Annotated in this window: 23 protein-coding genes, 2 rRNA genes and 1 pseudogene (1 of these 26 cut by a window edge); 14 read left to right on the top strand and 12 right to left on the bottom strand. The window is 51.0% G+C overall.

Features of this window, described 5'->3' with window-relative positions; all coding sequences use genetic code 11:
• The 3 genes from IFJ82_RS09320 to IFJ82_RS09310 form a co-directional block, all read left to right on the top strand.
• Nucleotides 1-1714: ribosomal RNA gene (locus tag IFJ82_RS09320) — 23S ribosomal RNA — on the top strand; it begins 1027 nt to the left of the window's first position.
• 102 nt (nucleotides 1715-1816) lie between these two features.
• Nucleotides 1817-1932, top strand: a 5S ribosomal RNA gene (rrf, locus tag IFJ82_RS09315).
• A 458-nt stretch (nucleotides 1933-2390) separates the two neighbouring features.
• Nucleotides 2391-2951 carry a DUF3363 domain-containing protein gene (locus tag IFJ82_RS09310; protein ID WP_192264084.1) on the top strand — a complete coding sequence of 187 codons (561 nt, stop codon included), beginning with the start codon at nucleotides 2391-2393 and terminating at the stop codon, nucleotides 2949-2951.
• An 85-nt stretch (nucleotides 2952-3036) separates the two neighbouring features.
• Here the strand turns inward: IFJ82_RS09310 and IFJ82_RS09305 are convergent, their stop codons facing one another.
• From IFJ82_RS09305 to IFJ82_RS09295, 3 genes are read right to left on the bottom strand one after another with little or no spacing between them, the layout of a single operon-like run.
• Nucleotides 3037-3516 carry a hypothetical protein gene (locus IFJ82_RS09305; protein ID WP_225578616.1) on the bottom strand — a complete coding sequence of 160 codons (480 nt, stop codon included), beginning with the start codon at nucleotides 3514-3516 and terminating at the stop codon, nucleotides 3037-3039.
• Nucleotides 3504-3950, bottom strand: coding sequence for a DUF1772 domain-containing protein (locus IFJ82_RS09300; protein WP_225578615.1), 447 nt, complete (start codon nucleotides 3948-3950; stop codon nucleotides 3504-3506). Before IFJ82_RS09300 ends, IFJ82_RS09305 begins: the two co-directional genes overlap by 13 nt.
• Before the next feature lie 39 nt (nucleotides 3951-3989).
• Complete coding sequence (locus IFJ82_RS09295) at nucleotides 3990-4370, bottom strand: antibiotic biosynthesis monooxygenase family protein (protein ID WP_225578614.1); 381 nt, start codon at nucleotides 4368-4370, stop codon at nucleotides 3990-3992.
• A gap of 88 nt (nucleotides 4371-4458) precedes the next feature.
• On the opposite strand from IFJ82_RS09295, the gene IFJ82_RS09290 reads away from it, so the two are divergent.
• Nucleotides 4459-4932, top strand: a complete 474-nt coding sequence (locus tag IFJ82_RS09290) for a MarR family winged helix-turn-helix transcriptional regulator (protein ID WP_192264081.1) — start codon at nucleotides 4459-4461, stop codon at nucleotides 4930-4932.
• Here the strand turns inward: IFJ82_RS09290 and IFJ82_RS09285 are convergent.
• The 5 genes from IFJ82_RS09285 to IFJ82_RS09265 form a co-directional block, all read right to left on the bottom strand.
• Nucleotides 4922-5392 carry a hypothetical protein gene (locus IFJ82_RS09285; protein ID WP_192264078.1) on the bottom strand — a complete coding sequence of 157 codons (471 nt, stop codon included), beginning with the start codon at nucleotides 5390-5392 and terminating at the stop codon, nucleotides 4922-4924. The two genes, IFJ82_RS09290 and IFJ82_RS09285, sit on opposite strands and share 11 nt — an antisense overlap.
• A complete protein-coding gene (locus tag IFJ82_RS09280) occupies nucleotides 5376-5534 on the bottom strand; it encodes a transposase (RefSeq protein WP_192264076.1) in 159 nt (52 codons plus the stop codon). Before IFJ82_RS09280 ends, IFJ82_RS09285 begins: the two co-directional genes overlap by 17 nt.
• A gap of 57 nt (nucleotides 5535-5591) precedes the next feature.
• On the bottom strand, nucleotides 5592-5966 hold the full coding sequence (locus IFJ82_RS09275; RefSeq protein WP_192264073.1) for a hypothetical protein: 375 nt from the start codon (nucleotides 5964-5966) through the stop codon (nucleotides 5592-5594).
• A gap of 228 nt (nucleotides 5967-6194) precedes the next feature.
• Entirely contained in the window at nucleotides 6195-6347 is a 153-nt protein-coding gene (locus IFJ82_RS09270; RefSeq protein WP_192264070.1) for a hypothetical protein, read from the bottom strand.
• A complete protein-coding gene (locus IFJ82_RS09265) occupies nucleotides 6348-6983 on the bottom strand; it encodes a hypothetical protein (protein ID WP_192264067.1) in 636 nt (211 codons plus the stop codon).
• Nucleotides 6984-7097: 114 nt separating this feature from the next.
• Between IFJ82_RS09265 and IFJ82_RS09260 the strand changes: the two genes are divergently transcribed.
• From IFJ82_RS09260 to IFJ82_RS09250, 3 genes are read left to right on the top strand one after another with little or no spacing between them, the layout of a single operon-like run.
• Nucleotides 7098-8669, top strand: coding sequence for a recombinase family protein (locus tag IFJ82_RS09260; protein WP_456306886.1), 1572 nt, complete (start codon nucleotides 7098-7100; stop codon nucleotides 8667-8669).
• Nucleotides 8669-9568, top strand: coding sequence for a plasmid partitioning protein RepB C-terminal domain-containing protein (locus tag IFJ82_RS09255; RefSeq protein ID WP_192264064.1), 900 nt, complete (start codon nucleotides 8669-8671; stop codon nucleotides 9566-9568). Before IFJ82_RS09260 ends, IFJ82_RS09255 begins: the two co-directional genes overlap by 1 nt.
• Entirely contained in the window at nucleotides 9561-10499 is a 939-nt protein-coding gene (locus tag IFJ82_RS09250; protein ID WP_192264061.1) for a plasmid partitioning protein RepB C-terminal domain-containing protein, read from the top strand. Before IFJ82_RS09255 ends, IFJ82_RS09250 begins: the two co-directional genes overlap by 8 nt.
• 586 nt (nucleotides 10500-11085) lie before the next feature.
• On the opposite strand, the gene IFJ82_RS16000 is transcribed toward IFJ82_RS09250, so the two are convergent.
• Complete coding sequence (locus tag IFJ82_RS16000) at nucleotides 11086-11286, bottom strand: hypothetical protein (RefSeq protein ID WP_192264059.1); 201 nt, start codon at nucleotides 11284-11286, stop codon at nucleotides 11086-11088.
• A 59-nt stretch (nucleotides 11287-11345) separates the two neighbouring features.
• Nucleotides 11346-11942 carry a MarR family winged helix-turn-helix transcriptional regulator gene (locus tag IFJ82_RS09240; RefSeq protein ID WP_075596475.1) on the bottom strand — a complete coding sequence of 199 codons (597 nt, stop codon included), beginning with the start codon at nucleotides 11940-11942 and terminating at the stop codon, nucleotides 11346-11348.
• 194 nt (nucleotides 11943-12136) lie between these two features.
• On the opposite strand from IFJ82_RS09240, the pseudogene IFJ82_RS15725 reads away from it, so the two are divergent.
• A pseudogene (locus IFJ82_RS15725) lies at nucleotides 12137-12394 on the top strand (IS481 family transposase); the annotation flags it as partial.
• Between the two features lie 371 nt (nucleotides 12395-12765).
• Here the strand turns inward: IFJ82_RS15725 and IFJ82_RS09235 are convergent.
• Together IFJ82_RS09235 and IFJ82_RS09230 are read right to left on the bottom strand one after the other, a co-directional pair.
• Complete coding sequence (locus IFJ82_RS09235) at nucleotides 12766-15960, bottom strand: DEAD/DEAH box helicase (RefSeq protein ID WP_192264056.1); 3195 nt, start codon at nucleotides 15958-15960, stop codon at nucleotides 12766-12768.
• 620 nt (nucleotides 15961-16580) lie between these two features.
• Nucleotides 16581-17600, bottom strand: coding sequence for a LacI family DNA-binding transcriptional regulator (locus IFJ82_RS09230; protein ID WP_081254460.1), 1020 nt, complete (start codon nucleotides 17598-17600; stop codon nucleotides 16581-16583).
• A 254-nt stretch (nucleotides 17601-17854) separates the two neighbouring features.
• On the opposite strand from IFJ82_RS09230, the gene IFJ82_RS09225 reads away from it, so the two are divergent.
• The 6 genes from IFJ82_RS09225 (at nucleotide 17855) to IFJ82_RS09200 (ending at nucleotide 25205) form a co-directional block, all read left to right on the top strand.
• Nucleotides 17855-18811 carry a tagatose kinase gene (locus IFJ82_RS09225; RefSeq protein ID WP_062810118.1) on the top strand — a complete coding sequence of 319 codons (957 nt, stop codon included), beginning with the start codon at nucleotides 17855-17857 and terminating at the stop codon, nucleotides 18809-18811.
• Nucleotides 18808-20088, top strand: a complete 1281-nt coding sequence (locus IFJ82_RS09220) for a D-tagatose-bisphosphate aldolase, class II, non-catalytic subunit (RefSeq protein ID WP_192264053.1) — start codon at nucleotides 18808-18810, stop codon at nucleotides 20086-20088. Before IFJ82_RS09225 ends, IFJ82_RS09220 begins: the two co-directional genes overlap by 4 nt.
• Nucleotides 20089-20273: 185 nt before the next feature.
• Entirely contained in the window at nucleotides 20274-21044 is a 771-nt protein-coding gene (locus tag IFJ82_RS09215) for an L-iditol 2-dehydrogenase (protein ID WP_040510738.1), read from the top strand.
• A 74-nt stretch (nucleotides 21045-21118) separates the two neighbouring features.
• On the top strand, nucleotides 21119-22567 hold the full coding sequence (locus IFJ82_RS09210) for a sugar porter family MFS transporter (protein ID WP_192264050.1): 1449 nt from the start codon (nucleotides 21119-21121) through the stop codon (nucleotides 22565-22567).
• A 56-nt stretch (nucleotides 22568-22623) separates the two neighbouring features.
• The gene (locus IFJ82_RS09205; protein ID WP_192264048.1) at nucleotides 22624-23004 is read left to right on the top strand and encodes a glycerol dehydrogenase; all 381 of its coding nucleotides are present in this window, start codon (nucleotides 22624-22626) and stop codon (nucleotides 23002-23004) included.
• Nucleotides 23004-25205, top strand: a complete 2202-nt coding sequence (locus IFJ82_RS09200) for a pyrroloquinoline quinone-dependent dehydrogenase (RefSeq protein WP_225578613.1) — start codon at nucleotides 23004-23006, stop codon at nucleotides 25203-25205. The genes IFJ82_RS09205 and IFJ82_RS09200 overlap by 1 nt, the downstream gene beginning before the upstream one ends.
• The last annotated feature ends 44 nt before the right edge of the window (nucleotides 25206-25249 follow it).

Raw genomic sequence — 25249 nt, 5'->3', positions numbered from 1 at the left:
AAACAACCAGGAGGTTGGCTTAGAAGCAGCCATCCTTTAAAGAAAGCGTAATAGCTCACTGGTCTAATAGAAACCCTGCGCCGAAAATGTAACGGGGCTCAAGCCACGTGCCGAAGCTGTGGGTGCATACTTTGTATGCGCGGTAGCGGAGCGTTCCGTAAGTCTGTGAAGGGGACGGGGTGACCCTCCCTGGAGATATCGGAAGTGCGAATGCTGACATGAGTAGCGATAAACAGTGCGAGAAACACTGTCGCCGAAAGTCCAAGGGTTCCTGCGCAAGGTTAATCCGCGCAGGGTGAGCCGGCCCCTAAGGCGAGGGCGAAAGCCGTAGTCGATGGAAACCGGGTGAATATTCCCGGGCCTGCCAGAAGTGACGAATGCAATATGTTGTCGGGTCTTATCGGATTGACCCGGCTTTTGGAGCATTCCAGGAAATAGCTCTGGCATATAGACCGTACCCGAAACCGACACAGGTGGACTGGTAGAGAATACCAAGGCGCTTGAGAGAACGATGCTGAAGGAACTAGGCAAATTACTTGCGTAACTTCGGGATAAGCAAGACCCGTCCGTGGGCAACCACAGGCGGGTGGCACAAACCAGGGGGTAGCGACTGTTTAGTAAAAACACAGGGCTGTGCGAAGTCGAGAGACGACGTATACGGCCTGACGCCTGCCCGGTGCCGGAAGGTTAAGAGGAGGTGTGCAAGCACCGAATTGAAGCCCCGGTAAACGGCGGCCGTAACTATAACGGTCCTAAGGTAGCGAAATTCCTTGTCGGGTAAGTTCCGACCTGCACGAATGGCGTAACGACTTCCCCGCTGTCTCCAGCATCGGCTCAGCGAAATTGAATTCCCCGTGAAGATGCGGGGTACCCGCGGTCAGACGGAAAGACCCTATGAACCTTTACTGCAGCTTTGCAGTGGCATCAGAGACATTCTGTGTAGGATAGGTGGGAGGCTTTGAAACCGGGGCGCCAGTTCCGGTGGAGCCATCCTTGAAATACCACCCTGACTGTTTCTGATGTCTAACCGAGACCAGTAAGCCTGGTCCGGGACCCTGCATGGTGGGCAGTTTGACTGGGGCGGTCGCCTCCCAAAGTGTAACGGAGGCGCGCGATGGTGGGCTCAGGTCGGTCGGACATCGACTGTTGAGTGCAATGGCATAAGCCCGCCTGACTGTGAGAGTGACAGCTCGATCAGAGACGAAAGTCGGCCATAGTGATCCGGTGGTCCCGCGTGGAAGGGCCATCGCTCAACGGATAAAAGGTACTCTAGGGATAACAGGCTGATCTCCCCCAAGAGTCCACATCGACGGGGAGGTTTGGCACCTCGATGTCGGCTCATCACATCCTGGGGCTGGAGCAGGTCCCAAGGGTTCGGCTGTTCGCCGATTAAAGTGGTACGTGAGCTGGGTTTAGAACGTCGTGAGACAGTTCGGTCCCTATCTGCCGTGGGTGTTGGAGACTTGAGAGGATTTGTCCCTAGTACGAGAGGACCGGGATGAACATACCTCTGGTGCACCGGTTGTCGCGCCAGCGGCACAGCCGGGTAGCTAAGTATGGAAGGGATAACCGCTGAAAGCATCTAAGCGGGAAACCCACCTCAAAACAAGGTCTCCCCAAGGGCCGTGATAGACCATCACGTCAATAGGCCAGGTGTGGAAGCGCAGTAATGCGTGCAGCTGACTGGTCCTAATCGCCCAATAGGCTCATTCACACAGCCACTCAACGTGGAAAACATACATGCACAGCAGTCATCCACCCACTCTATCCTCTCAGCACCAACCTCCCACACAGTCCCTCAGGACTGACTGGATGATCTGGTGGCCATGGCGGGACGTGCTCCACCCGATCCCATCCCGAACTCGGACGTGAAAAAACCCAGCGCCTATGATACTGTGCCTTAAGGCACGGGAAAGTCGGTCGCCGCCAGATCTTCCAGTCAGCCCTGAATGAAAAAACCCTTTCCATATTTTATGGAAAGGGTTTTTTTGTTGTGATGGGGAATATTAAAAACCTGTTTGAGAACTCAGCCCCAATAACAAACCAAAATCATAAAGGTTTTTGGTGAAGCTTTTTCTAAAAAGCTTCAGAAGACGCCGCCTCTTTGAAAAAATATTTGCTTTCAAACACTCTCTAAGCAAACCGCGTAAAATACGCGTCATGGATATTACAGAAAAACACCAGAAGACAGAAGATGCGGCTTCGACCAAAGCCTTCCTTATGAGTCTCCCTTTTGCGCCAGCCGCGAGGCTGTGACTGAACGATCGTGCTGTCGATCATCAGATACGCGATGTAATCATCCCCATGATTGGTAGGGACCGACTTTTACACATTACGCGGCCATGAGAATTTGGTCCATAGCAGCGTAAACATGTTGTTCGGCCCCGGCTGTGGAACTGCGCCGGTTCAATAAGGCTGGGAGCCGTAGCCGCGTCGCACTGGATGTGCAGTCCGATCTGTCGATCGGGGAGCAGGTGACGGTAAGGGCGACGACCTGGCTGGATCGCCAGCTTATTGCCCGCGATCCGGTCGCGCTCGACGATGCCGGTTTCGGTGCCGAGGTCAGGGATGCGTTGGTCCGTTGCCAGGCGCATCTTATCGAGCAGGGCATTGCCCGGCAGGACGGGAAGAGGACGTATTATCCACGCGGCATGCTGACCACGTTGCCGCGCCGGGAACGGGATGATCTGGTCCGCAAACTGGAACGCGAGACGGAGATGGCCCACAGCCCTGCTGTTGCGGGAGAGTATGTTACCAGAACCTATCGTCGGCGCTTTGCTCTGGCGGCTGCACCCATGGCCATGATTGATGACAGGCTTCAGTCTCAGTTCGTGCGCTGGCCCCCGTCGCGGGAAAAGCAGCGGGGCCGGCACGTCTCGGGTGTCGAGTGCGACATGTGGGGGACGGAATGTAGAGGGAAGGGGGGATTACCTCATGCTGACCTGAAGTAAAAGTAAATCCTTCAGGTTTTTTCAGGAAGAATGCGGCGGTGCTATCGGCAACGTCCTCTTTCTTTTCAAGAATGGTCCGGTAGCGTTATGCCGGTTTCGGACGGCTTTTACGACGCCATTGAGTCAGTTTCAGGCCATCACGGAAATTCAGACCAAGCAGCGTGATATTCGTCGCACCTGCAAGAAGTTCCAGAGCCTGCACACCATAGAATGATGCATCAAACAAACCCGATCGAGCTCTCGCGGCGAGGAACAGGGCCGACGGAATAAGGATCAGGATACCGTTCGCGGCAATGAAGGGCATGCGCCTGAGTTTTTTACCCACCAGCCCGGTGCGCTGCCCCTGCGACAGAAAGACGCCCGAACCTCCTGTTGCAGCGAGTGCCGGGACAAGCAGAAGAAATCCCCATGGGATCGTCGTCTTGACGGCAATCACAACATCCCGGGCCAGAAAAAGCTCGGAGATGACCGTAGAAAGCCAGAAGGCTGCGATGGTCAGAAGCGCCACCACTCCGGCAAGGGGATGAATCAGTCTCGGCATGATGAGGGTCTCTACCGGTTGCACGCCCACACGCCGAGCGCCGATGCGGCAACGGCTAGTACGATGCGGATATTGTGAAGACGAAGCCAGGTATCGAGTTTTCCTGATACCTGATCCAGAGGGAGGCTCCTGGAGGAGAAACCCGTATTGGCAGGCACGAACCAGCCGAGTGTCAGGAAGATAACAGCGGCGATGCAGAGGGCGGCACCTGTCCAGAGAAGCCGGTTGACGGGATCGGCCAGGTTAATCCAGATCATGCTCACCAGCCCGATAAGAGCTGGAAGGACGACAGGCGGAATGGCTTTCTGAATGTATCCCCCATTGTGAGCAAACCATGCCAGGAATTGCTCGGGAGGGAGGCTTTTCCAGTAATTTCCGAGAATGGCCCCGATGGCAAGCATGACGCCTGCAAACATGGCGGGGCCGATAATGGCCAGCATGCGGCATAAAAGACTCATGACACGCTTCCCTGCATCAGATTGCCACGGACCAGAGGGTCAGGCTGTGCAGATACCTGCGACGCCCACCTTCTGGAACAGATGCGGTCTTGCAATGGCCGATGACGGATAGGCCTTCAGCTTCGAGCGGAACTCAGGATGCGTGAAGGCAGCGCGAAATGCCTCATTTGATTCCCAGACGGCATAGTTCAGGTATGTCGGGCTATCACCCAGGGCACGGTGCAACTGGGTCGAAATAAATCCGGGCTGGCGTTTCATGAAACCGGCATCGTCTTTCCAGACTTCAAGAAACCGCTCTTCATCCGCCGCATCAAGGGTGAACAGATTGATCAGGACAACCGGAGCCGCCTCGATCTCAAGCTGGCGCTCAATCGGGAAATTATCGTCCAGTGGCTTTCGATGAGACATTTTGGACACCATCCATGTTGATTGCATAGCGACAGTTCGCTACGTCTAAAATTATATGTCTATATGACATTATGATGTCAATAAAAATGGATGATGACAAATGCCGGAAGTTCCCGCTGATCCGAAAGGTCAGGCTTTGACGGATCTGATTCTGACGGTTTTCAGGACGAATAACCTGCTTCTGCTCTGGGGAGACCGTCTGGTTTCCTCTTTCGGTCTGACCAGCGCCCGATGGCAGATTCTGGGGGCTATCGTTCATGCAGAGCGGCCCCAGCCGGTCGCATGGCTTGCGCGCGATCTCGGAGCCAATCGCCAGAACGTGCAAAGGATTGTTAATGATCTGCATCATGAAGGGTTGGTTGTTTTTGCTCCCAATCCTCACCACAGACGGGCACATCTTGTCGTTCTTACGGAAAAGGGACGTGAGATTTATGACGCCGCAATCGGGGTGTACACGCCACGTGTAAATGCCTTGGCGGAAGAAATGAGTATTGATGATATTCAGGTGGCGTGTAATTTAATGAAGATATTAAAGTGTCATATCGAACGTGATTTAGATATTATTAAATTATAAACAATTTATTTGTAAATATTAATATTTTTATTGAAAATAAAAAACGATAATTAATGAAGATATCGCGTTCATTGTGTCCTGCACATAGTTTCATGCTGTAGCAGTCGGAGTCAGAGGGCTGCGCGGATTTTCGTGACGGGTTGAAAGGGCAGGAGAGAGTCTCCTGTCCGTCTGTCATGGAGTTTTTCTCCATGGCAACTGCTATTCCCAAGATCAGCCTGAGTTCTTCGCGCGACATTGAACGTCGCCGCTTGCTGCGGCGTCTGGCGTGATATTGCCGACACGCCGTAAGGATACCGGTCGTTGTTGAACCAGCCCACCCCTTGGAGAGTGGCCACTCATGCTGATGACCATGGATGAAGGCGAACCTCATGACTTTTGGGTAGCTTTTTTTAATGATTTCCCTCTCCTTCAGAAAAATCGGGTTCTCCAGACGAAGACGTTCAGTCTCGTGGGCCAAGTTTTCCTGAGGCTCGGATATTGGCCCGATCGGACGGTAATCCACTATCCATACCAAAGTCGGCCGCAATGCGCGTGCGCGACAGCCCGCTGCTTAATGCAATTTTCACAGCTTCGCGTTTGAAATCTTCCGTATGCTTCATGGTTTTGTCGGTCTCCTGATACGAGCTTAAAACGCGCAGATGACCGGTACAAAACCATTATTCTTGACAGATTTGCATTGCGACAGAATCAAGTATGCGATCATATGATCTACGTTCCGCTTGACTCAGATGCCGCGTTTTGTGCGTATGCTCATTCATGTCAGTGCGAACTTGCTCAACGTTTTTCCATAACTGGTTTGCAGTATCTTGGGTAATGCGTCGTGCTTTGCGCACATTCCCGATATCAGCTTCCAAAATGTTGGCGCGCATTGAAATATGAGCTTGGGCTGGGTCTTTGATTGATCCTCCTATTTCACCGGTTAGCGACCGCTGTTGTGCAAGGTTGCAACTTGGATAAGCATTGAACAATGTCTCTGCGTGGGCATATGCCAGTGTCAGCGGCAAGCAGGCTACGAATATAAGGAATTTCATCAGTTAATCTTCTTTCTTATGGAACAGTAAGCCCACCCGACAGCTTGCATCGTGTCAAGGCAACCAGCAGTAATAATTCATATATCAACAGGTGCCCCCTTGGCCTGCGCTTGGGCAATCAGAAAACGGTCAAACTGCTCTTTATGAGCCATGTTCATCTCGCCTGCCATGCGGGCATGAGTAATGCTGACTGGCAGCTTAACGACGTCCTGCCCAGCAACAATAGTCTCAAAATCCTGTGCCAGCAGGGCTGCCGCAGCAGCTTAGCGATGCGGAACTTGGCTTCATGGTCGAAGCTGTGCTCAGGGCCATGATGTTGACGTCATCCGTCATCGTAGCCTTGTAATTGGCCAGGCGTGCTACTTGGAAGAAATCGTCCATTCAGGTCCCGGCTTTGCGGCAATATCTCCCTTTTCTGCGTGAGCCGACATATTCTACGAGTTGAGCTTGCTGAAGACCTCCAATGTCCCTGCGGGCGGTCTTCAGGCTTACATTCCATACAGATACAATGTCTGTAGCTCTACATCTGCTTCCTTGCTCGAGTCTTAGCAGGAACCACCGTTGCCGTTCATTCAGTTCCCAATGATCAGGGACATTTACAGGGTCGTGTTCAAGGACATGTTCAGGGTCATTTCCTCTTACAGGCACTGCCTGTCTGCCACTTGCCACCACTCCAAGCCGATAAGCGTCTCTGGCTGCAGCAAGTGAAGAACACTCTGCCGAGTATGTCGAGAGATCAGCATTGCGTCCTGCGACCAGCCCAGAAACAAATGCCCGGATAACCGGCGACGAAACAACAAGACGCAAGAAATATATCGTATCTGGGCCATGCTGCGCGGAAAGCCAGTGTTTTACACTTTTCTCACTTGCGCCTGTCTGTCGCATAAGCCTCTTGATTACACCGTGGCTGTCTTCATGTTCTTTGCGTAACAGTTCGGCAACCGTCTTGGCATAGTTTTCACGATGCCCAAGAATACCCTTCCAAAGAGGTAGTTTCCTGCCCTTTTTCGGCAACATCTTCCGATCCTTCCGACGCTAAAATAATACTGCTTCAGAATGACGGAACGGACTCATTCTCACTGCGAGGGAAGATGTCCAGACCTTCATTATTGGCCTCGGAAAGGGCAAAACGTGACGAGCTGGAGATTCTACGATGATGATCAGACAGGGCCGATGGAACGCTTTGTTCGAGCTGCCGAATACGTCCGGATGTCAACGGATCTTCAGAAATATTCGACCGAAAATCAGTCGGAAGCAATCAGGCAGTATGCCAAGGCACGCGGGATTAAGATCGTCCGCACGTATGCCGATGCCGGGAAGAGTGGTCTTAAAATTGAGGGGCGCAATGCACTCAGACAACTTATTGAAGACGTTCAGGCAGGAAACACTGATTTCACATTAGTTCTTGTTTACGATGTCAGCCGTTGGGGCCGATTTCAGGACGCGGATGAAAGTGCTTACTACGAATATATCTGTCGTCGTGCGGGTATTGCAATCGAGTATTGCGCCGAACAGTTCGAGAATGATGGGAGTCCGATCTCAACCATCGTCAAGGGCGTTAAGCGTGCCATGGCTGGTGAATATAGCCGTGAACTTTCTACCAAAGTATTTGCAGGTCAGGGAAGGTTGATCGAGAAGGGGTATCGTCAGGGTGGGCCTGCTGGGTTTGGCTTGCGTCGAACCCTTATTGATGAGAACGGCACCATCAAGGGCATTCTTGGGCAGGGCGAACATAAGAGTATCCAGACTGACCGCGTTATCCTGACGCCCGGTCCGATCGAGGAAATCAATCTGGTCCGAACCATCTATCAGTCTTTCGTTTATCAGAAACGTAGCGAGAGCGAGATCGCCGACGACCTCAACAGACGTGGCATTTTGACAGATCTTGGACGTCTCTGGACCAGAGGAACAGTACATCAATTACTGATCAATGAGAAATATATCGGCGACAACGTATGGAATCGCCGCTCCTTCAAGCTAAAGAAGAAACGAGTTCGAAATGAACCGGAGGTGTGGATCAAAGCGGAAAATGCATTCGAAGCCATCGTCGAGCGTGAGTTATTTGAATCTGCAAGAAATATCATCAATACGCGCTCTTTCCGTCTGACTGATGAAGAAATGCTGCATTCCTTGAAGGAACTCTATCACCAGAAAGGCCTATTATCGGGTATAATCATTGATGAATGTGATGACTTGCCTTCCAGCGGCGCCTATAGCGCCCGTTTTGGCAGCTTGCTCCGTGCCTATCATCTTGTCGGGTTCAAGCCGGATCGTGACTATCGCTATATCGCGATAAACCGTGAACTACGCAGACTGTATCCAAAAATCATTCGACAGATAATCACTGAATTGCGGATCAAAGGAAGTGATGTATGGCAGACTCCGGAGAATGATCGCATCGTCGTCAATGATGAATTCAGTCTTTCCGTGACAATAGCGCGCTGTATAGAAACATCCACCGGACTGCTGCGCTGGAAAATGCATTTCGATAGCTCACTCATACCCGACATTACGATCGTCGTTCGTATGGACAGCGCCAATCGTAAACCTCTGGACTATTATTTATTTCCACGCATCGACATACTTTCCGGAAAGCTCCACCTGTCGGAAGAAAACAGTCTTGCTCTTGATGCCTATCGTTTCGACAATCTTGAACTCCTATATGATATCGCCACTCCTATTTCCATTGTGGAGGTCGCCTGATGTCTGTCATTCGTCCAAGCAGGATTGAAATGATCCCCATTAGCCGGATTACAGTCGTAAATCCACGCGCCCGCAACAAACGCCAGCATCGGGAAATTGTTAACAATATCGAGGCTATCGGTTTGAAACGGCCCATCACCGTAAGTCGCCGAGAGACCGCCAATGGTCCAAGATATGACCTCGTTTGCGGCGAAGGTCGGTTGGAAGCCTTTCAGATGCTCGGCCAGCCAGATATCCCAGCAGTTGTCATCAAGGCGAGCGAGAGCGAGTGTCTCGTCATGAGCCTGATTGAAAATATCGCCCGACGTACACCGCGCCCCATTGATCTCATGCGCGAGGTCGGCGCATTACGATCACGCGGTTATAGTGATACGGCAATCGGTAAAAAAATCGGTGCCGGTGTCTCCTGGGTTAATATGGCCGCTTCTCTCCTTGAACGTGGTGAGGAACGGCTTCTGACCGCAGTCGAAACCGGTCTTATTCCGATTACTCTGGCAATGGAGATTTCCCGGGCTGAAACAGAAGAAGCCCAGAACCTACTTCTTGATGCCTATGAAACGGGTAAGCTGAGGGGCAAAAAGCTGGCAGCAGTTCGGCGAATGCTCGAGATGCGCTTGCAAAGCCAACGTAAAGGTCTGCCAACAGGGCAGTTAGGACGTAAAACGAGCAGTCGTAGAATGACAGCCGCTGATCTAATGCAGGTCTATCAACGGGAGGCCGAAAAGCAGCGTTTGTTGGTTAAGAAGTCGGATTTTACTCAGACACGACTTTTGTTCATTGTTGAAGCCTTGAAGGATCTTCTGGCAAATGATGGCTTTATTAACCTGCTCAGAGCCGAGGGACTGGCGACCATGCCTCGTGGCCTAACGGTTAGAATATCGGGAAACGAGCATGACTGATGAAGTGACCGCTCCAGGGCATAGCCGTATTCATGTGGCTTTCGGCATGGATTTCCTCACGATTCCTGTTGCCTCAATCATTCCACTCAAGACATTGCCGCCTGATATTAGATTGAGCCGCACATATTCACAGATCTTGACCTCCATAAAAGCGATCGGACACCCGATAGAATCTCCGGCGGTTACGCCAGATACAACGAATGCTGAACGATGGTTCCTACTCGACGGTCATTTAAGAATTGAAGCCATGAAAGAACTCGGCTTCACAGAAGTCGAATGTCTTCTGGCTCCTGATGATGATACCTATACCTACAATAAACGGGTCAATCGTATACCACCGATTCAGGAACATCGGATGATCGCACGCGCCATGGAGCGCGGAGTATCATCGTCTGATATCGCTACCGCACTCAATGTTCAGGTAGAAGCGGTATTGAGGCGTTTCCGGCTACTGGACGGTATCAGTCCCGAAGCCGCGGGAATGCTGAAAGATACCCCCTGCTCAATGAAAGTATTCGATATTTTACGCCAGATGACGGCTGTACGACAGATCGAATCCGCTGATCTCATGATTGGCCAGAACAACTTCACAGTCATGTTCGCCAGAGCTTTACGGGCCGCGACGTCAGAAAATCAGCTAGTACCGAACAAAAGAGGAAAAAAAGAGGGTAGAGCGACACCATCAGGACAGCAGATTGCTCGTATGGAACGAGAACTCGCGGCACTTCAGACACAAGTAAAATCTGTCGAGGAAACCTACGGCATTGATAATCTGCATTTGACCGTGGCACGTGGCTATATCACCAAACTCCTTGCAAACAATAGGATAGTACGTTGGATGGAAACCCATCAACAGGATTACCTTTGTGAATTTCAGAAGATCGCTGAAACCGACCCGCTTGGTTCGATTGCTAAAGAAACGAACACCTGAATTAGAAAATGGGGCCCCTGACCCGATAAGCGCGGAGACCATGGGAAAAGCTACACTGTGGGATGGATCAAGCATGGAGGGGAATGGCGGCGAACCTGCGTGATGCCTACTAGGCGCTGGCTGCATTCATGGATTTTCAAGGCTGTCGATGGAGGGTAAGCCTTGAGCATATGGACATTGACAGATAAGTAATGGAGCCGGATTGAAGGCCATCTTGTGGGCGGTCGGCAATACAGAGTGCTGGTGGGCTGCCGGATGTATTTGGAAAATGGATTGCAGACTGCGTCCGTTTTCAACGTTGGTGACATTCCTGGGGCTGGTAAAAGCTTTTGCATACTTTAGCTGATACCACGGACTTCGAACATACCCTGATCGACAGTAATATTCGAAAGTTTATGCTGGTGCGACTGGTGCGACTGGTGCGACTGGTGCGCTGAATCTACCACTATCGACCGTTCATGTGGCAGGCTCACGATCCGAGCTGCACGCCTGTCGTCGATGCGATTTGCCCCAGATCGTGGCTCTTATGTCCGGTTTACAGGGCGTCGGCCATGTCATCGCCAATACCGCTTACGATGCAGAGCCTCTACGTGCCTGCATAGCTGATGATCTCGGGGCAACCGTACAGATCAAAGCCAATCCCAGCGGCACGACCATGTCCCCGATGAGTTGAAACCTCTATCAGAATCGCCATCAGGTCGAATGTTTCTTCAATAAAATAAAGTTCTTCCTCAGAATCTTCCTGCGATGCAAGAAAGCTTTCCCTGGATTTATGGGGTTCGTTCACCTCGCATGCGCGATGATCTGGCGATGCTGAATGCAGGCAACCCTAGGGATTTATGCAATTCATTTTGGGCTAGCTTCCAGAGGCTCAGGAGCATCCATCAATCGTAAGGAGGCGTTTGAACCATGCAGCAGGAGCGGCAATATTCGTCTGAGTTGCTGCATTTGTTCATGGGTAATATCACGAAAAATTGTGTCATTGACTGGCACTTGGATTTCAGTCAATTTTTTGAGACTGAGACGGCCTTTGGCTGTAGTGTGAAGCAGAATGCGCCGACGATCATGTGGGTTGACTTCTTTTTTTACCAGTCCGGCCTCAACCAGTTTATTGACTTCGATCGTGACAAATGCGCCGCTGAGATGAATATGCTCAGCAATCTGTATGATACCGACTTCTTCGTTTTCCATATGTGCAATAGAAATCAGAATAGTATATTGCGTTCCGCTCAAACCAATATACCGCCCGAGGCGACTGCGATTTTCCTGAATCCTGGCTGAAAATGCCAGAATATTGTGCAGCATTTCACGGAAAATACGATCCGACCCGTTAACCAGAAGCTCAGGCCGCGATACTGTCAGGGGGTGGGCCTCATCAAGAGGAGCCGTCAGGAGCGGGGAGTGGTTACGTATTCGGGAGCCGGAGAGTTTTTTCGCTTTCATTCTGACTTGATAGCATGCCGTATCCCTCTGTCGATCAAAAAAGCAGGGCCAGACCCATTTTCCGAACGTGGAAAATGAAAGGGGCGCAATATCTGGATCGGGTATTTATGGCATGTTAATGCATTATCCCAATCAAGGTGTTTGGTCCCGGGCTTTGATGGTGCATTATTTTCACGCGAATGGAAGGAAGCACTATGGACCAGGTTCACCACGTGAGCGCCATAACGACAGCGGTGGTCCGTCGAGCGATGTAGCATAGTCAAGAGAACCTGAAAGTTCTGGCGAAACGCTACGGGATTAACCCGAAGACGGTCGCGAAATGGAAAAAACGATCAGATATGCTGGATCGTTCCACCGGTCTCCGCACTCCCGCATCAAGCGTTCTGTCGATTGAAGAAGAAGCCGTAATCGTGATATTTTGCCGTCATATGTTACTGCCGCTGGACTTGTGTGATGCAAGATGTTTTTGACGCTATGAATATATAAAGCATGTTATTCAATATTTTTGGTACAGTAAATTATGCATTATGATGACAAGGGCAGGTTTGCTGATATCAGACAGGATGTCCATATAACGATATTTCACTATCTATGATGGTTATCTGAAAAGTCGGCACCAGCAAATCACTAAAAGTATAAATATTTTTCAAATGCCTTTGAAAGAAATTACATTTTTAAAAATCATGGTAAATTCTGAAATTTTACTTTCCTATCAATTGGTTATCTTAAAACGGCCTGTAAGCAGCCAGATATGATATTAATACGCGGAGTGCATCTCCTTCAGTCAGCTCGCGGATATTCAGCTAACTCGACCGACATACGCTTATGATGCGGCTTCTAATGGATTATGCTCCATCCATTCCTCTGGAGAGATATCAGGGAATGAGTCGGCGGCATGCGCGAAAACCCCTGCGCCTCGCCATTCTTCATGATTTCCGACGATATAGAGTACACGCTTTGCCCTTGTCGCGGCGACATTGAGCAAATTGGGCGTTCCACCGGCCCATGTCCGCGATCCGGGGCGTGCGCCGCGTCCAGCCCCCAGCATGAGGATAACAGCCTCAGCTTCTTTACCCTGGAAGGTATGGACAGTGCCGACATGACGGTCAATCCAGTCCTCCCGATCAGTTTGATTCATTCCGGGGAGGATGGCTGGTGTCCGCACCAGCAATTGACGTAGACGCGTTGCTGGCACACGGAAAGGGGAAATGACATACAGGTCCGGTCCCTTGGGCTGCATCCGGCAGAGTTCGGCAATTGCAGTGGTAATAAGTTGCCCTTCTGCCTCGACCCACTTGCCACTGGAAGGTGCATCCACATCGATCCATGCACTTGGGCCAAGTTTCTCGCGGATGGCGGATTGGCCTGCGCCTGTGGCATGGACCATACGTTCAGCATATGCAATCCGGTTGGCAAGGTCGAACATCGGTTTTTCACAGCGCCGATGTACAAGCAGGGGCATGCCAGTATCCCGGCTGGTTGGGCCTCCCGGCACCGGGTTCTCGACCGGAAAACGCCCCTGGATAATGCTTGCACGATCAGCCAGAACCTGTGCCGAGACCGCAGGTGCCGCCCAGGGAGTGGGGAGCAGGCCATTGCCTTGAAAGATCAGGGCCGTTGTATGCTGCGGTGTGGTGACTACTGGTTCGATTTGCAGTGGATCGCCAATCACGACGGCCCGACGGGCGCGCCAGAGGGCACCGACCGCCTGCTGTGGAGCGGCCTGGCCTGCTTCGTCAATCAGCAACCATCCGATTGATGCTTCTCGGAAGGTCTGGAACATCCGGCCGATCGATGCAAAGGTCGATGATACGACAGGCACCAGCAGGAAAAAGTATCCCCAGTCCTGCGGGCTCGCATTTGCCGCGCCATTGACAACCGCGTTCAGCGCGCGCTTAAGGGGTTGGGCGCCAGCGGCCACAAAGGCATGATGCAGGCGAACCGCTGCGATAAACAGTTCGTCGCGTGCATGGCGAAATTGCCCGCCATTCCATGGGCTGCTTTTTTGGAACAGATCGTCTGGCTGCGACCAGAACCCAGGACCGGGGAAACAGTTTCCAAGCTCCTGTTGGCCTTTTTCCAGTTGTTGTCCAAGCCGCGCAACTTTGGCCTGCAATGTTTCCAGGCGCGCTTTCGCGTCCGCATATTGTTCAGCAAACCGCGTTTCTTCGGCTGTTGCGATGTCAAGGCGCGCTCTGGCATCATGGGTTATCCGCTGCGCTTCTTCAAGTCGTACAACCTGTTCGCGGATTCCGTTTTCATGCGTCTTCCACGCCTGAGTGCGCAACATTTTTGAGAAAAAGGAGGGTTGAACGGAAGTCAGGGCGGTGAGTTTGCCAGCTTCAAGCCCTTCAATGCGATCGGCTTCATCCACCTGACCTTTGGCCACCATTGCTGCGTGCGATGCAGCCTCATGATCCAGCCGGAACTGTTCTTGCCTCTCGTCAGCCTGTGGGAGTTCCGTTTCCGTCTTACGCAGGGCCTCCCCCGCCTGGGACAGTGCAACCAGTTCGTTCCTCAGCCTTCGGCTATGGTCAAGGGCCTGTCGGAATGCGTCCCTGGCTTCCCGCCACTGTGCCATGGCCTGCGGATTTCTTGGCGGCGGATCAACTTCCGCCAATTTGCCTGGCCGACGTTCCTTAAGATGTTGCGCATTCGGCCATGCTGCGCGATTCAACCAGTCGTTCAGGCCCCATTCCTCGTTCCACCAGACACGGTCGAAGAATTGCTGCCGGTTTTTTGCCCGACCCAAGCGGGCTGCAATCAGGCCCCAGGCCCGCTTTTCAGGTTCGGCGTCTTGCTTCAACCCGAGCAGATGGGTCGCAGTCCGCCCAAAATGATCGAGGCCTTCATCCCGCCAGACAGATTTGTCGAGTGCTTTCTCGCGAACGGGGAGTTCAAGGCTGATATTTTCGACCGCGGCATTGTTACTGCTGGCGACCACGATGGCAAAATCCATCAGGTCGAGATCCCCGACACCATCAGCCGGATTTTCAATATCGGCCAGTTTTTCTGCGCGTGTAATCATCACCTGTGCAACCAGGTCGCGCAGCAGGGTTGTTTTTCCCGTGCCGGGAGGGCCGTTGATGGCGGCAAGACCTTCCGTCGCCAGATCACGGGTGATGACGTTGACCGCTGCCTGTTGCAGAAGGGTCAATGGATGGAGCCCGGGGCCGGGCCAGCGGCCAAGGGGAAAAAGTTCTGGCGACAGGAGGGCAGCCAGTTGCGTGCGATCGGTCAGCGCGTCCCAAGGGGCGACAGGCGGGTTCAGGCCAAGATAGGCGGCGAGGGCGGCTGGAAGAGTATCCGCATCACGCAGGGCGCGACCAAGGTCGGGAAGGTAGAAGCTTGAGAGCAAGTCACCATTCGGAGCGTTGACTTTCTCGCTCTCGATCACGCATGGCACAGGGATCCAGAGATCGTTTGGCACAGATAACGCCCCGGCGAGTTCATCAGCAACGCCATGCAGGTCCGTCCATGTCAGGGAGCGCGGTTTGCCTTCACTGCCGCATGGGGTGAGAAGGTCGGCAAAACGCGATTGCAGGGCTTCTGATTGACCGTCCCATTCTGCCAGGCCGGCAGGGCTGCCACCATCAAGAATATGTCCAACACCCCAGGCAAAACTGGCAATGGCCAGTGTATCTGGCACCATGATCCCCCATTCGTCGAGTACAACGCTGGCGGCGATCACGTTGCCTTTTTTGGTGGATCGATCAGTTTTGTCGTCTTCATCGGGGTCGTTTTCGCCAAGGGCGGAATTCAGGCGTTCGAATGATGCGCGGGTCGGCATAGCGCCGAGAATGACATTATACCAACGTCGCTTAACACGCGGTTTTTTGGCAGTTTGCGACTCTGTGGTCTTCTTCCGATCACTCTCAACAGACGCGACCGGAGGCTCCGGGGAGGGATCTGGCAGGACAGGCCATGGTGTGGAATCGTCCGGCTGTGGTGGATGCCACAGGTCCGGGCCGTCTGCTGCCTCGGTTCTCCGGTTTTTGATGCGGCCTTCGCGATCCACGGCTATGTCGTTCCAGCCCGCCTCCCGCGTGGCTTGCGGGGTCAGGACTTCCAGCGCAATCCAGGAGCGCAGGACACGGCGGGCTGTATCTGGTGTGACGGTCATAGCTGCATCTTTGCCCTCGTAACGCAATGAAACAAGTCACAAATCGCTGTCATAGGTTATCTGATCGACAGCTTTGGGCATATTTTATACTGTTCTGGGTACAAATGAGGCAGGGGCGTTGCTATTTCTGATATTCCCAGCCGGAAAATGTGGTGACTGGGTGGGGGGATTGAAGGATGAGGGGAAATGTTCAAGTTCGCCTGCTTATGGAATTTTTACCTCCCAATCGATGTAAGGGTTTCTGAAAACTCGATAGAGATCGTTGCTCCTGACAGCGTGTGCTGAGACCTGTCGGATGCGGGAAACCCTCTTGATTAGTCAGATTTTTTTGAGGATGTTTCTGTCACTTTAAGAAAATTTTCCCGATATATATGTGTTTTTACATGTTTATGTATGATATTTTTTTGAGAAAGAGAATAGGTATGTAAATTTTAAATATTACAATATCAATGATGATGTGTATATTTACGATATATTTAAAAAATAATTAATTAAACAAAATATTTTATCGGAATTTATGCGGATGATCGCATTATTATCGTTCCCTTTAGTGGTGTTTTAAGGGGAATATGCGTTTTTTTTCCTGAAATTGCCAGCATGAGGATATCAAATGTTCGATTTACCAATCCTTCATAGTCCTGGGCAATTGTTGTAAGGTCCGGGCTGGTAAAGCGGCTTAATGGATGATCGTCATGTCCTGCTACTTTTAATTGACAGGAAGGGCGAATGCCAACCGATATGTTATATTTATAAGCTGCGGAAAGCACCCCAAAGGCAATGCGATCATTGGCGCATAATAAAGTATTGGCGGGAAAACCATTATTTTCAAATGCCATGCAAGCGATTTCAAACCCGATTTGTTCGAAATCCCACGAAATCTTTTCTATGCTAACAATCATGGGGGGCACACCAGCTTTGTGTGCTGCCACCCGATAGGCAGCAAGGCGTTCTGTTGCATTCTGGTTTATCTTGGGCATATCAATATAGCATGGTGGTTCACCTGTTCTTATTAAATAGTCGTATAAAAGACCTATGCTCTGAAAATTATCATTTCCAACAAATGGTATATCAGTCCCAATATGGCTATCCATAAATACGAGGGATGTCTTCTCTTTAAGTGCCGTGAAAAGAGACGTATTTTTTTTGCTTCCCAAAGGGGCCACGATCGCGCCAGCCAAAGGCAGTGAACGAAGTGTTTCGATCGCTTTGCGTTCGGTATCTTCGTTTCCGTAAGAGCAAAGGATAATTGACCAGTATCCCTCTGCCGCGCATCGTTTTTCAATTTTCGATACAATCTGGGCATAGAATGGATCGGTAATAGTCGGTACCAGAATTCCAATATTTTTGGGTAATTTTCGGTTTAGATTGGTGGCAAACAGATTGGGCCTATAATCATGTTCATGTAAGGCATTTTCAATTTTTTTTCGTGTCGTGAGCTTAACACTGTCTGGATCGTTAAAATACTTTGATAATGTTGGGCGAGAAATGCCTATTACTTCAGATAATTCATCCATGGTGCGGATATTTTTTGCCACTTTGACCCCAGGTTAAACTTCATAGAGCTATTTTCCTATTTTGCCTATCGGGAACATATTTGCAATCCGATAAACCTTATTTTTCGCGCGTAAATTTTTATGTTGATGCGCGGTGTAATATCGTTAAAGAATGCGGTATCGGATTTCTTGATTCCGGTTGGGGCAACGCTGCGGAGACAGCGAGAGGAGATAAACGTGAAACAACCATGTCGATCCACGCAGACGCATGATGGCTTTCCTATCGGGAAAGCAGCATGACAAAGCGAGTGCTTGCCATTGGCGAGGTGATTGTCGAAATCATGGCGACGAGTTTAGGCAGGGGATTTAGCGAACCAATTGCATTGGTTGGTCCTTTCCCGTCGGGCGCGCCAACCATCTTCATCGATCAGGTTGCCCGGCTGGGAGTGCCTGCATCAATGGTTGGTGCTGTTGGTAATGATGATTTTGGCCTTTTGCTGCGTGAACGTCTTGCGTGTGATGGGGTTGATATCGTCGGCCTTCGATCAATTCCGCATGCAGCTACCGGCAGTGCGTTTGTGCGGTATCGCCCTGATGGAGATCGGGATTTTGTATTCAATATCCATGATAGCGCTGCTGCGCGCGTCGTGCTGGATGAAAAAACACGCTCAGTAATCGCGCAGTGTCACCATGTGCATATCATGGGCTCATCGTTGTTTTCTCCTCAGATGGTGTCCGTTATCCAGGCTGCGGTTGATGACGTGAAAAAACGCGGGGGCAGTGTCTCCTTTGACCCCAATGGTCGTAAGGAAATGCTTGATAAGCCCGGAATGCGTGATGCCTTGATGGGATTCCTTGCCCAGACTGATCTGTTTTTACCCAGTGGTGAAGAACTGACCGCATTGACACAGGCTCAGGATGAAGCGGGCGCTTTGGCTGAACTGCTGGATCTTGGCATTTCGGCAGTCGTCATCAAACGTGGCGGAGCGGGGGCAAGCTATTGCGATCGGCAGACAAGAATTGATGTGCCGGGATTGAAGGTAAACGAAATTGACCCGACGGGGGCAGGGGACTGTTTTGGGGCGACGTTCGTTGCCTGCTGGTTGACTGGCAGGATACCCGAAGAGTGTCTGCGTCTGGCAAATGCGAGTGGTGCCATGGCGGTTACCCGGCGCGGCCCAATGGAAGGGACCGCCAGCATGCTGGAACTGGAGGCCTTTCTCGCTACTCGCATGATGGAAATGAATACATGAGTTCAGAAATGTTAATGAAACTGGTCCAAGATCGGCGTGCAGGAAAGTGCTCCGGGATTGTATCTGTATGTTCGGCACATCCTTTGGTGATCGAAGCGGCTTTCCGTCAAGGATTGATGGAAAACACGGCTGTGCTGATCGAGGCGACCTGCAATCAGGTTAATCATCGTGGCGGTTATACCGGCATGACACCTGAAAAATTCCGTATTTTTGTAGAGAAAATCGCCCGGCAAGTCAGTTTTCCGGTGGAACGGATCATAATGGGGGGAGATCACCTGGGTCCTAATCCTTGGAAGAACTTGTCAGCAGATGCGGCAATGACCGAAGCACGGGCCATGGTTGCGGCGTATGCTAAAGCTGGATTTACCAAACTCCATCTCGATACAAGTATGGGGTGCAGCGGCGAACCGATTGCCCTTTCAGATTCATTGACAGCATCCCGAGCGGCAACGCTGGCAAAAGTTGCGGAAGATACCGTTCGTGAAAGGGGTACGGAAGCACCAGTATATGTGATAGGGACCGAAGTGCCGGTTCCGGGTGGCGCTCTCGAAGCAATTGACAGTCTGGAAGTCACCAAGCCAGACGCGGCAATAGCAACGCTTGATATACATCGTAGGGCTTTTGAGGAGGCCGGTCTATCAGATGCCTTTATTCGTGTTATCGCTGCTGTTGTGCAGCCTGGCGTCGAATTCGGCAATGAGAACGTCATTGTATATGATCGTGAAAAAGCACAGGCACTGAGTGCAAGTCTTGATAGCATGCCGATCCCGATTCTATTTGAGGCACATTCAACCGACTATCAGCCGGAAAAAGCGTTGGCGGCACTGGTGCAGGATGGATTTGCCATCCTGAAAGTCGGACCTGGTTTGACGTTTGCCCTGCGTGAAGCCCTGTATGGATTGGATCATATTGCCATAGAATTGCAGTTGGAGACTGATAGTACCGGTCTGCGCGTATGTATGGAAAAACTGATGCTGCGTGAGCCGGAATACTGGCAACGTTACTATCATGGATCGGATCAGGCACTTCGTATTCAAAGGCATTTCAGCTATAGCGACCGTATCCGTTATTATTGGACCCACCCTGACGCTATGGCTGCTGTTTCTCGGCTTTTCGGTGTGCTGGAAGATGTCGCGATCCCGGAGACGTTGATCAGTCAATATCTCGCACGTGTATATCCCCAAGTTATGAGTGGTCAGTTGCTCCCTACGCCCCGGGAACTTGTTATTGCGTCAGTCCAGCAGGTATTGGCGGAATATGCAGTTGCGGTGGGATAGGCCAGAGTACCATCGTAATTCATTGTCTGAGCAGATAATGGAAACTGCCTGAATGCATAGAATGCATGCATAATTTCCTAGAGAGCTATGCTTTTGTATGGAAATGCATTCAGGTTTCACTGAATTGGGATCAGGAAAAATAGATATCCAGTTCAGAATAATAAATATGCAACACGGATAAAAAAATGAAACTAAAATCAAAAGTTGCGATTGTTACTGGTGGGGCACAAGGGATTGGTGCCGCTATGGTGCGTGCCCTTGCGAGTGAGGGCGCGCGGGTCATGATTGCGGATCTTGCGCTGGAAAAAGCCAATGCCCTCGCCAGTGAACTTGGTGATGCTGCGCACGCAGTGAAGGTCAATGTCAGCGATAAAGCCTCTGTGGAGGCGATGGTGGCAGAGACCATCCGGGTTTTCGGCCGCGTGGATATCCTGATTAATAACGCCGCTGTCTTTGAACTTTTACCGATCCTTGAGATTACGGAACAAAGTTTCGATAAGCAGTTCAATGTAAATGTCAAAGGTACGCTTTTCTCAATCCAGGCTGTTGCGGCACAGATGATTGTACAGGGCCAGGGAGGAAAAATCATCAATATGGCATCGCAGGCAGGGCGTCGGGGGGAACCGCTGGTTGGAACATATTGTGCCAGCAAAGCAGCCGTTATTAGCTTGACCCAGTCTGCCGGTCTGGCCCTGATCAGCCATGGCATCAACGTTAATGGTATTGCACCAGGGGTGGTCGATACGCCCATGTGGGACGAGGTCGATGCCGGATTTGCAAAATATGAAAACCTGCCATTGGGTGAAAAGAAGCGTCAGGTAGGTCTGGCCGTGCCGGCGGGACGAATGGGACGCCCAGATGATTTTCGCGGCGTTGCGGTTTTCCTTGCCTCATCAGATTCTGATTACATCGTTGCCCAAACATTTAACGTGGATGGTGGCAACTGGATGAGCTGACTGACTGCATCGTAATCCGTCGCCGTGAAGATAACCAAGAAATAAAAATCACGGCACGATCAGGAGGTTTTAACGTGCAGGATACTTGTCCAAATGACCGTAATGCACGCATTGATCTGGCTGTAAAGGCAACACAACCAAGCCCGAATGCTGGTATCGTTCTGGCCGCTGCATCCATTGCAGCGGCCATCTGTGGTGGCCTTTATGGTTATGATACTGGGATTATTTCCGGTGCGCTTTTATCGATGACATCGGAATTCCATCTTGATCATCAGATGCAGGAGATCGTGGCTGCCGCCATTTTGGCCGGTGCTGTCATCGGTGCCTTACTGTCAAGCTGGTCATCCGAACGGTTTGGCAGAAAACATACGATTCTTGCTGTCGCCGCCCTCTTTGCGGTGGGGGCTGTGGCTTGTGGTCTTGCCCCGACGGTTGATGTGCTGATTATCACACGGATCGTATTGGGCATGGCGGTCGGAGCATCGACGCAGGTCGTGCCTATGTATATTTCCGAGTTGGCCCCACATGACCGGCGGGGAACCCTTGTTACCGTCTTCAATGTTGCGATTGGTGCCGGGATCGTTTTCGCGAATATTATCGGTTTTGGGCTGCATGAAGTGTGGACATGGCGCAGCATGGTTATGGTTGCCGCCATTCCGGCGGGGATTGTTTTCACGGTTATGTTGTTCATGCCTTACAGTCCGCGCTGGATTGCGGAAAAACAAGGTTTATTCGAAGCGGCCCAGACATTGCAGAAAGTCCGGTCCAGTCATGGTGAGATTCGTCATGAACTGACCCAGATTGATGATATCGAACGCACGGTAAAATCTGACGCCATGGGGTGGCGTGGCATTACCCAGCCATGGGTACGGCCTGCTCTTGTTGCTGCATTGGGTGTGGCATTTTTTACCCAGTGTGGCGGCCTGGAAATGATGATCTACTACTCCCCGACTTTTCTGCTGAATGCGGGATTTGGCCGGAATGCCGCTCTTCTCTCCAGTGTGGGTGTGGCGCTTGTGTATGCGCTGGTGACATTGGCGGGGTGTCTGCTGATTGACCGGATCGGGCGGCGACGACTGATGCTTGTCATGATTCCTGGCTCAGTCCTGAGTTTGATTGGGTTGGGTATCATGTTTGCATTTGATACGCATGGGGGGCTGGGTGGGATTATGACAATCCTATGCCTGCTTCTTTTCATGATGTTTAATTCAGGGGGGATCCAGATCTGTGGCTGGCTTCTGGGGGCAGAGCTGTTTCCTCTTGAAATGCGAGGGCCAGCAACAGCACTTCATGCGGCGACATTGTGGGGCAGTAATCTGGTCGTAACTGGGACTGCTCTTTCCGTGGTAAATGCGGTTGGTCTCGGCGTAACGATGTGGATCTACGCCAGTATCAATTTTCTGTCTTTTATATTCGTTTTCTTTTTTGTTCCTGAAACCGCCGGGGCATCACTTGAAGATATCGAAAATGCTCTCAGGAATAAAAAATTCTCAAAAGAATTCAATATAAAACAAATTACATAGGAGTTCATATGTATAATTAATAATTAAATAAAATAATTATTGAAGAGGGGGGAGTCGTGAAAATAAATAAGCCAAAAACATATACGGATTGGGCAGTCTGTGCTTTGGCCATTTTATTGGTTTTGCTGGGGTTGCCTTTGTTTATCATGGGGGTTCAGCTTCTCGTATTGGGAGGGTCAGCTTACTATGCCCTTGCGGGGGCTGCCATTATCGTAAGTGGTGGGCTCATGCTGGCAGGATCTGTTAAGGGGGTCTGGCTATATCTGATGGCCGTAGCGTTGACGTGGCCTTGGGCATTCTGGGAAGTGGGTACTGATGTCTGGGCGTTATTGCCCCGTGTATTTGGTCCCTCACTGCTTGCAATTGCAGTCGCTTTGACCATCCCGGTTTTCCATCGACGTGATGGAGAAAAAACAGTCGTAACAAGGAAAGTCTGATGAAGGTGCATCCTTATTTTCTATCTGGTACGTTCCTTGTTGGATTTTGTACAATTTATTCACTAGCTGGTGTAGGAGAAATACAGGCACAGGAAGCGACGAATGTTGTTCCGCCTGAACCGGGTAATGCGATTTCCAATTCCCCAGGCCAGACATCCGATAGCCGTTTTCAGTCCCCGTCACCAGATACGCCGCAGCCTCCTGGCATTAATGCGGCCAATATTCCGGATGGCCCTCCTGCCGCACCGTCCGAACCTACACCGGCAGTGTCACAGGCTGTCGATCATGTTGAACAGGGTGACTGGGTAGCATATGGTCATGACGCGACCGGACAGAAATACTCTCCACTAAAACAGATCACGACTGAAAACGTCACCAGACTCCAGAAGGCATTTGTCTATCATACCGGCAGTCTTCCTCGTCCTGGACAGCAGAATAAATGGGCGGCGGAGACAACGCCCATCAAGGTGGGGGATGGTTTGTACATGTGTTCGGCCATGAACGACATGATGAAACTGGACCCTGCGACGGGTAAGGAACTGTGGCGTTATCAGGCGGGTGTGAAATACGAGAGTATTCCTTATACTGCAGCATGCAAGGGGGTGGTGTACTATACATCATCCACAATCCCGCAGGGCCAACCGTGCCATAACCGTATCCTTGAGGGTACGTTGGATATGAGGTTGATTGAAGTCGATGCGGATAGCGGCAAGCTGTGTGATGGATTTGGATATCACGGGCAGGTTAATCTGATGAAGGGTATGGGGTATTCCGTGCCTGGATATGTGTCGGTCACATCTCCACCTCCCATTGTGAACGGAGCCATTATTGCCAATCACGAAGTTCTCGATGGTCAGCGTCGCTGGGCGCCGTCGGGTGTCATTAGGGGATATGATGCGGAAACAGGTCGGTTCCTATGGGCATGGGACGTCAAAAAACCGAATAATCATGGCGAACCTTTAGAAGGTCAGTATTATAGTCGTGGAACTCCGAATTCATGGTCTATCATGACGGGTGACAATGAACTGGGGCAGGTCTATATACCGATGGGCAGTGCTGCTGCTGATTATTACAGTGCCATGCGTTCCCCTGAAGAAAATGCAGTTTCCACGTCGATTGTAGCTTTGGATGTGAAAACAGGCACGCCACGCTGGGTGTTCCAGACAGTTCATAAGGATGTGTGGGATTATGATATTGGTTCCCAACCAATTATGATTGACCTGCCACAAGGTGATCATACGGTTCCTGCCATCTTTATTCCGGGCAAGCGTGGCCAGAATTTCATTGTTGACCGACGTACAGGTAAGCCCCTTTCACGAGTTGTGGAACGTCCTGTACCGACCGATACGGATGTACCGGGAGACGAGCGTTCCCCAACCCAACCTTATTCGCCCGATGTCCCTGCTTTTGAAGTAACACGTGATCTTAAAGAAACTGACATGTGGGGCATGTCACCGATCGACCAGCTTTACTGTCGCCTTAAATTTCGGCAGGCGCATTATGAAGGTGAATTTACACCGCCACAAATTCATAAGCCTTATATAGAATATCCTGGTTATGATGGCGGCAGTGACTGGGGGAGTATCGCCTATGACTCGACAACAGGCATTCTGGTCGGGAATTGGAATAATACTCCCATGTATGATCAGGTTATTACACGTAAGAAAGCCAATGAGCTGGGCTTGATGGCAGTTGATAATCCAAATTACCGACCTGATCCATCTGCGTCGGAAGGGAACGGACCACAGGCAGATACACCCGTTGGCATCTCGGTTTCACCATTTTTGAATAAATATACCGGGATGATGTGCAATGCCCCACCGTATGGCATGTTGACTGCCGTGGATATGCATAGCCGTAAGGTATTGTGGCAGGTACCTTTTGGTTCAGCCCGTGCCAATGGTCCATGGGGATTGGCAACGCATTTACCGCTTACGATTGGTGTTCCCTTAAATGGTGGACCGATCATTACAGCGGGTGGTCTTATCTTTGTGGCTTCGACAACAGATAACCTGATCCATGCTTATAATCTGAAAACCGGGAAAGAGATATGGAATGATATACTGCCTGGCGGCGGACAAGCAACGCCTATGACGTATGAATATAATGGCAATCAGTATGTCGCCATCATGGCGGGAGGACATCATTTCATGCAGACACCAGTAAGTGATGATCTGGTTGTGTATGCACTGCCTCACTGAATACTGTTGTCGTATATCTGATTGTGCAATAAATCCATTTTTCA

Origin of the sequence: Novacetimonas hansenii (assembly GCF_014843995.1) — a bacterium.
In the GTDB taxonomy this organism is placed as follows: domain Bacteria; phylum Pseudomonadota; class Alphaproteobacteria; order Acetobacterales; family Acetobacteraceae; genus Novacetimonas; species Novacetimonas hansenii.
The sequence above is the reverse complement of the archived record's forward strand: the minus strand, read 5'-3'. Positions and strand labels throughout refer to the sequence as shown.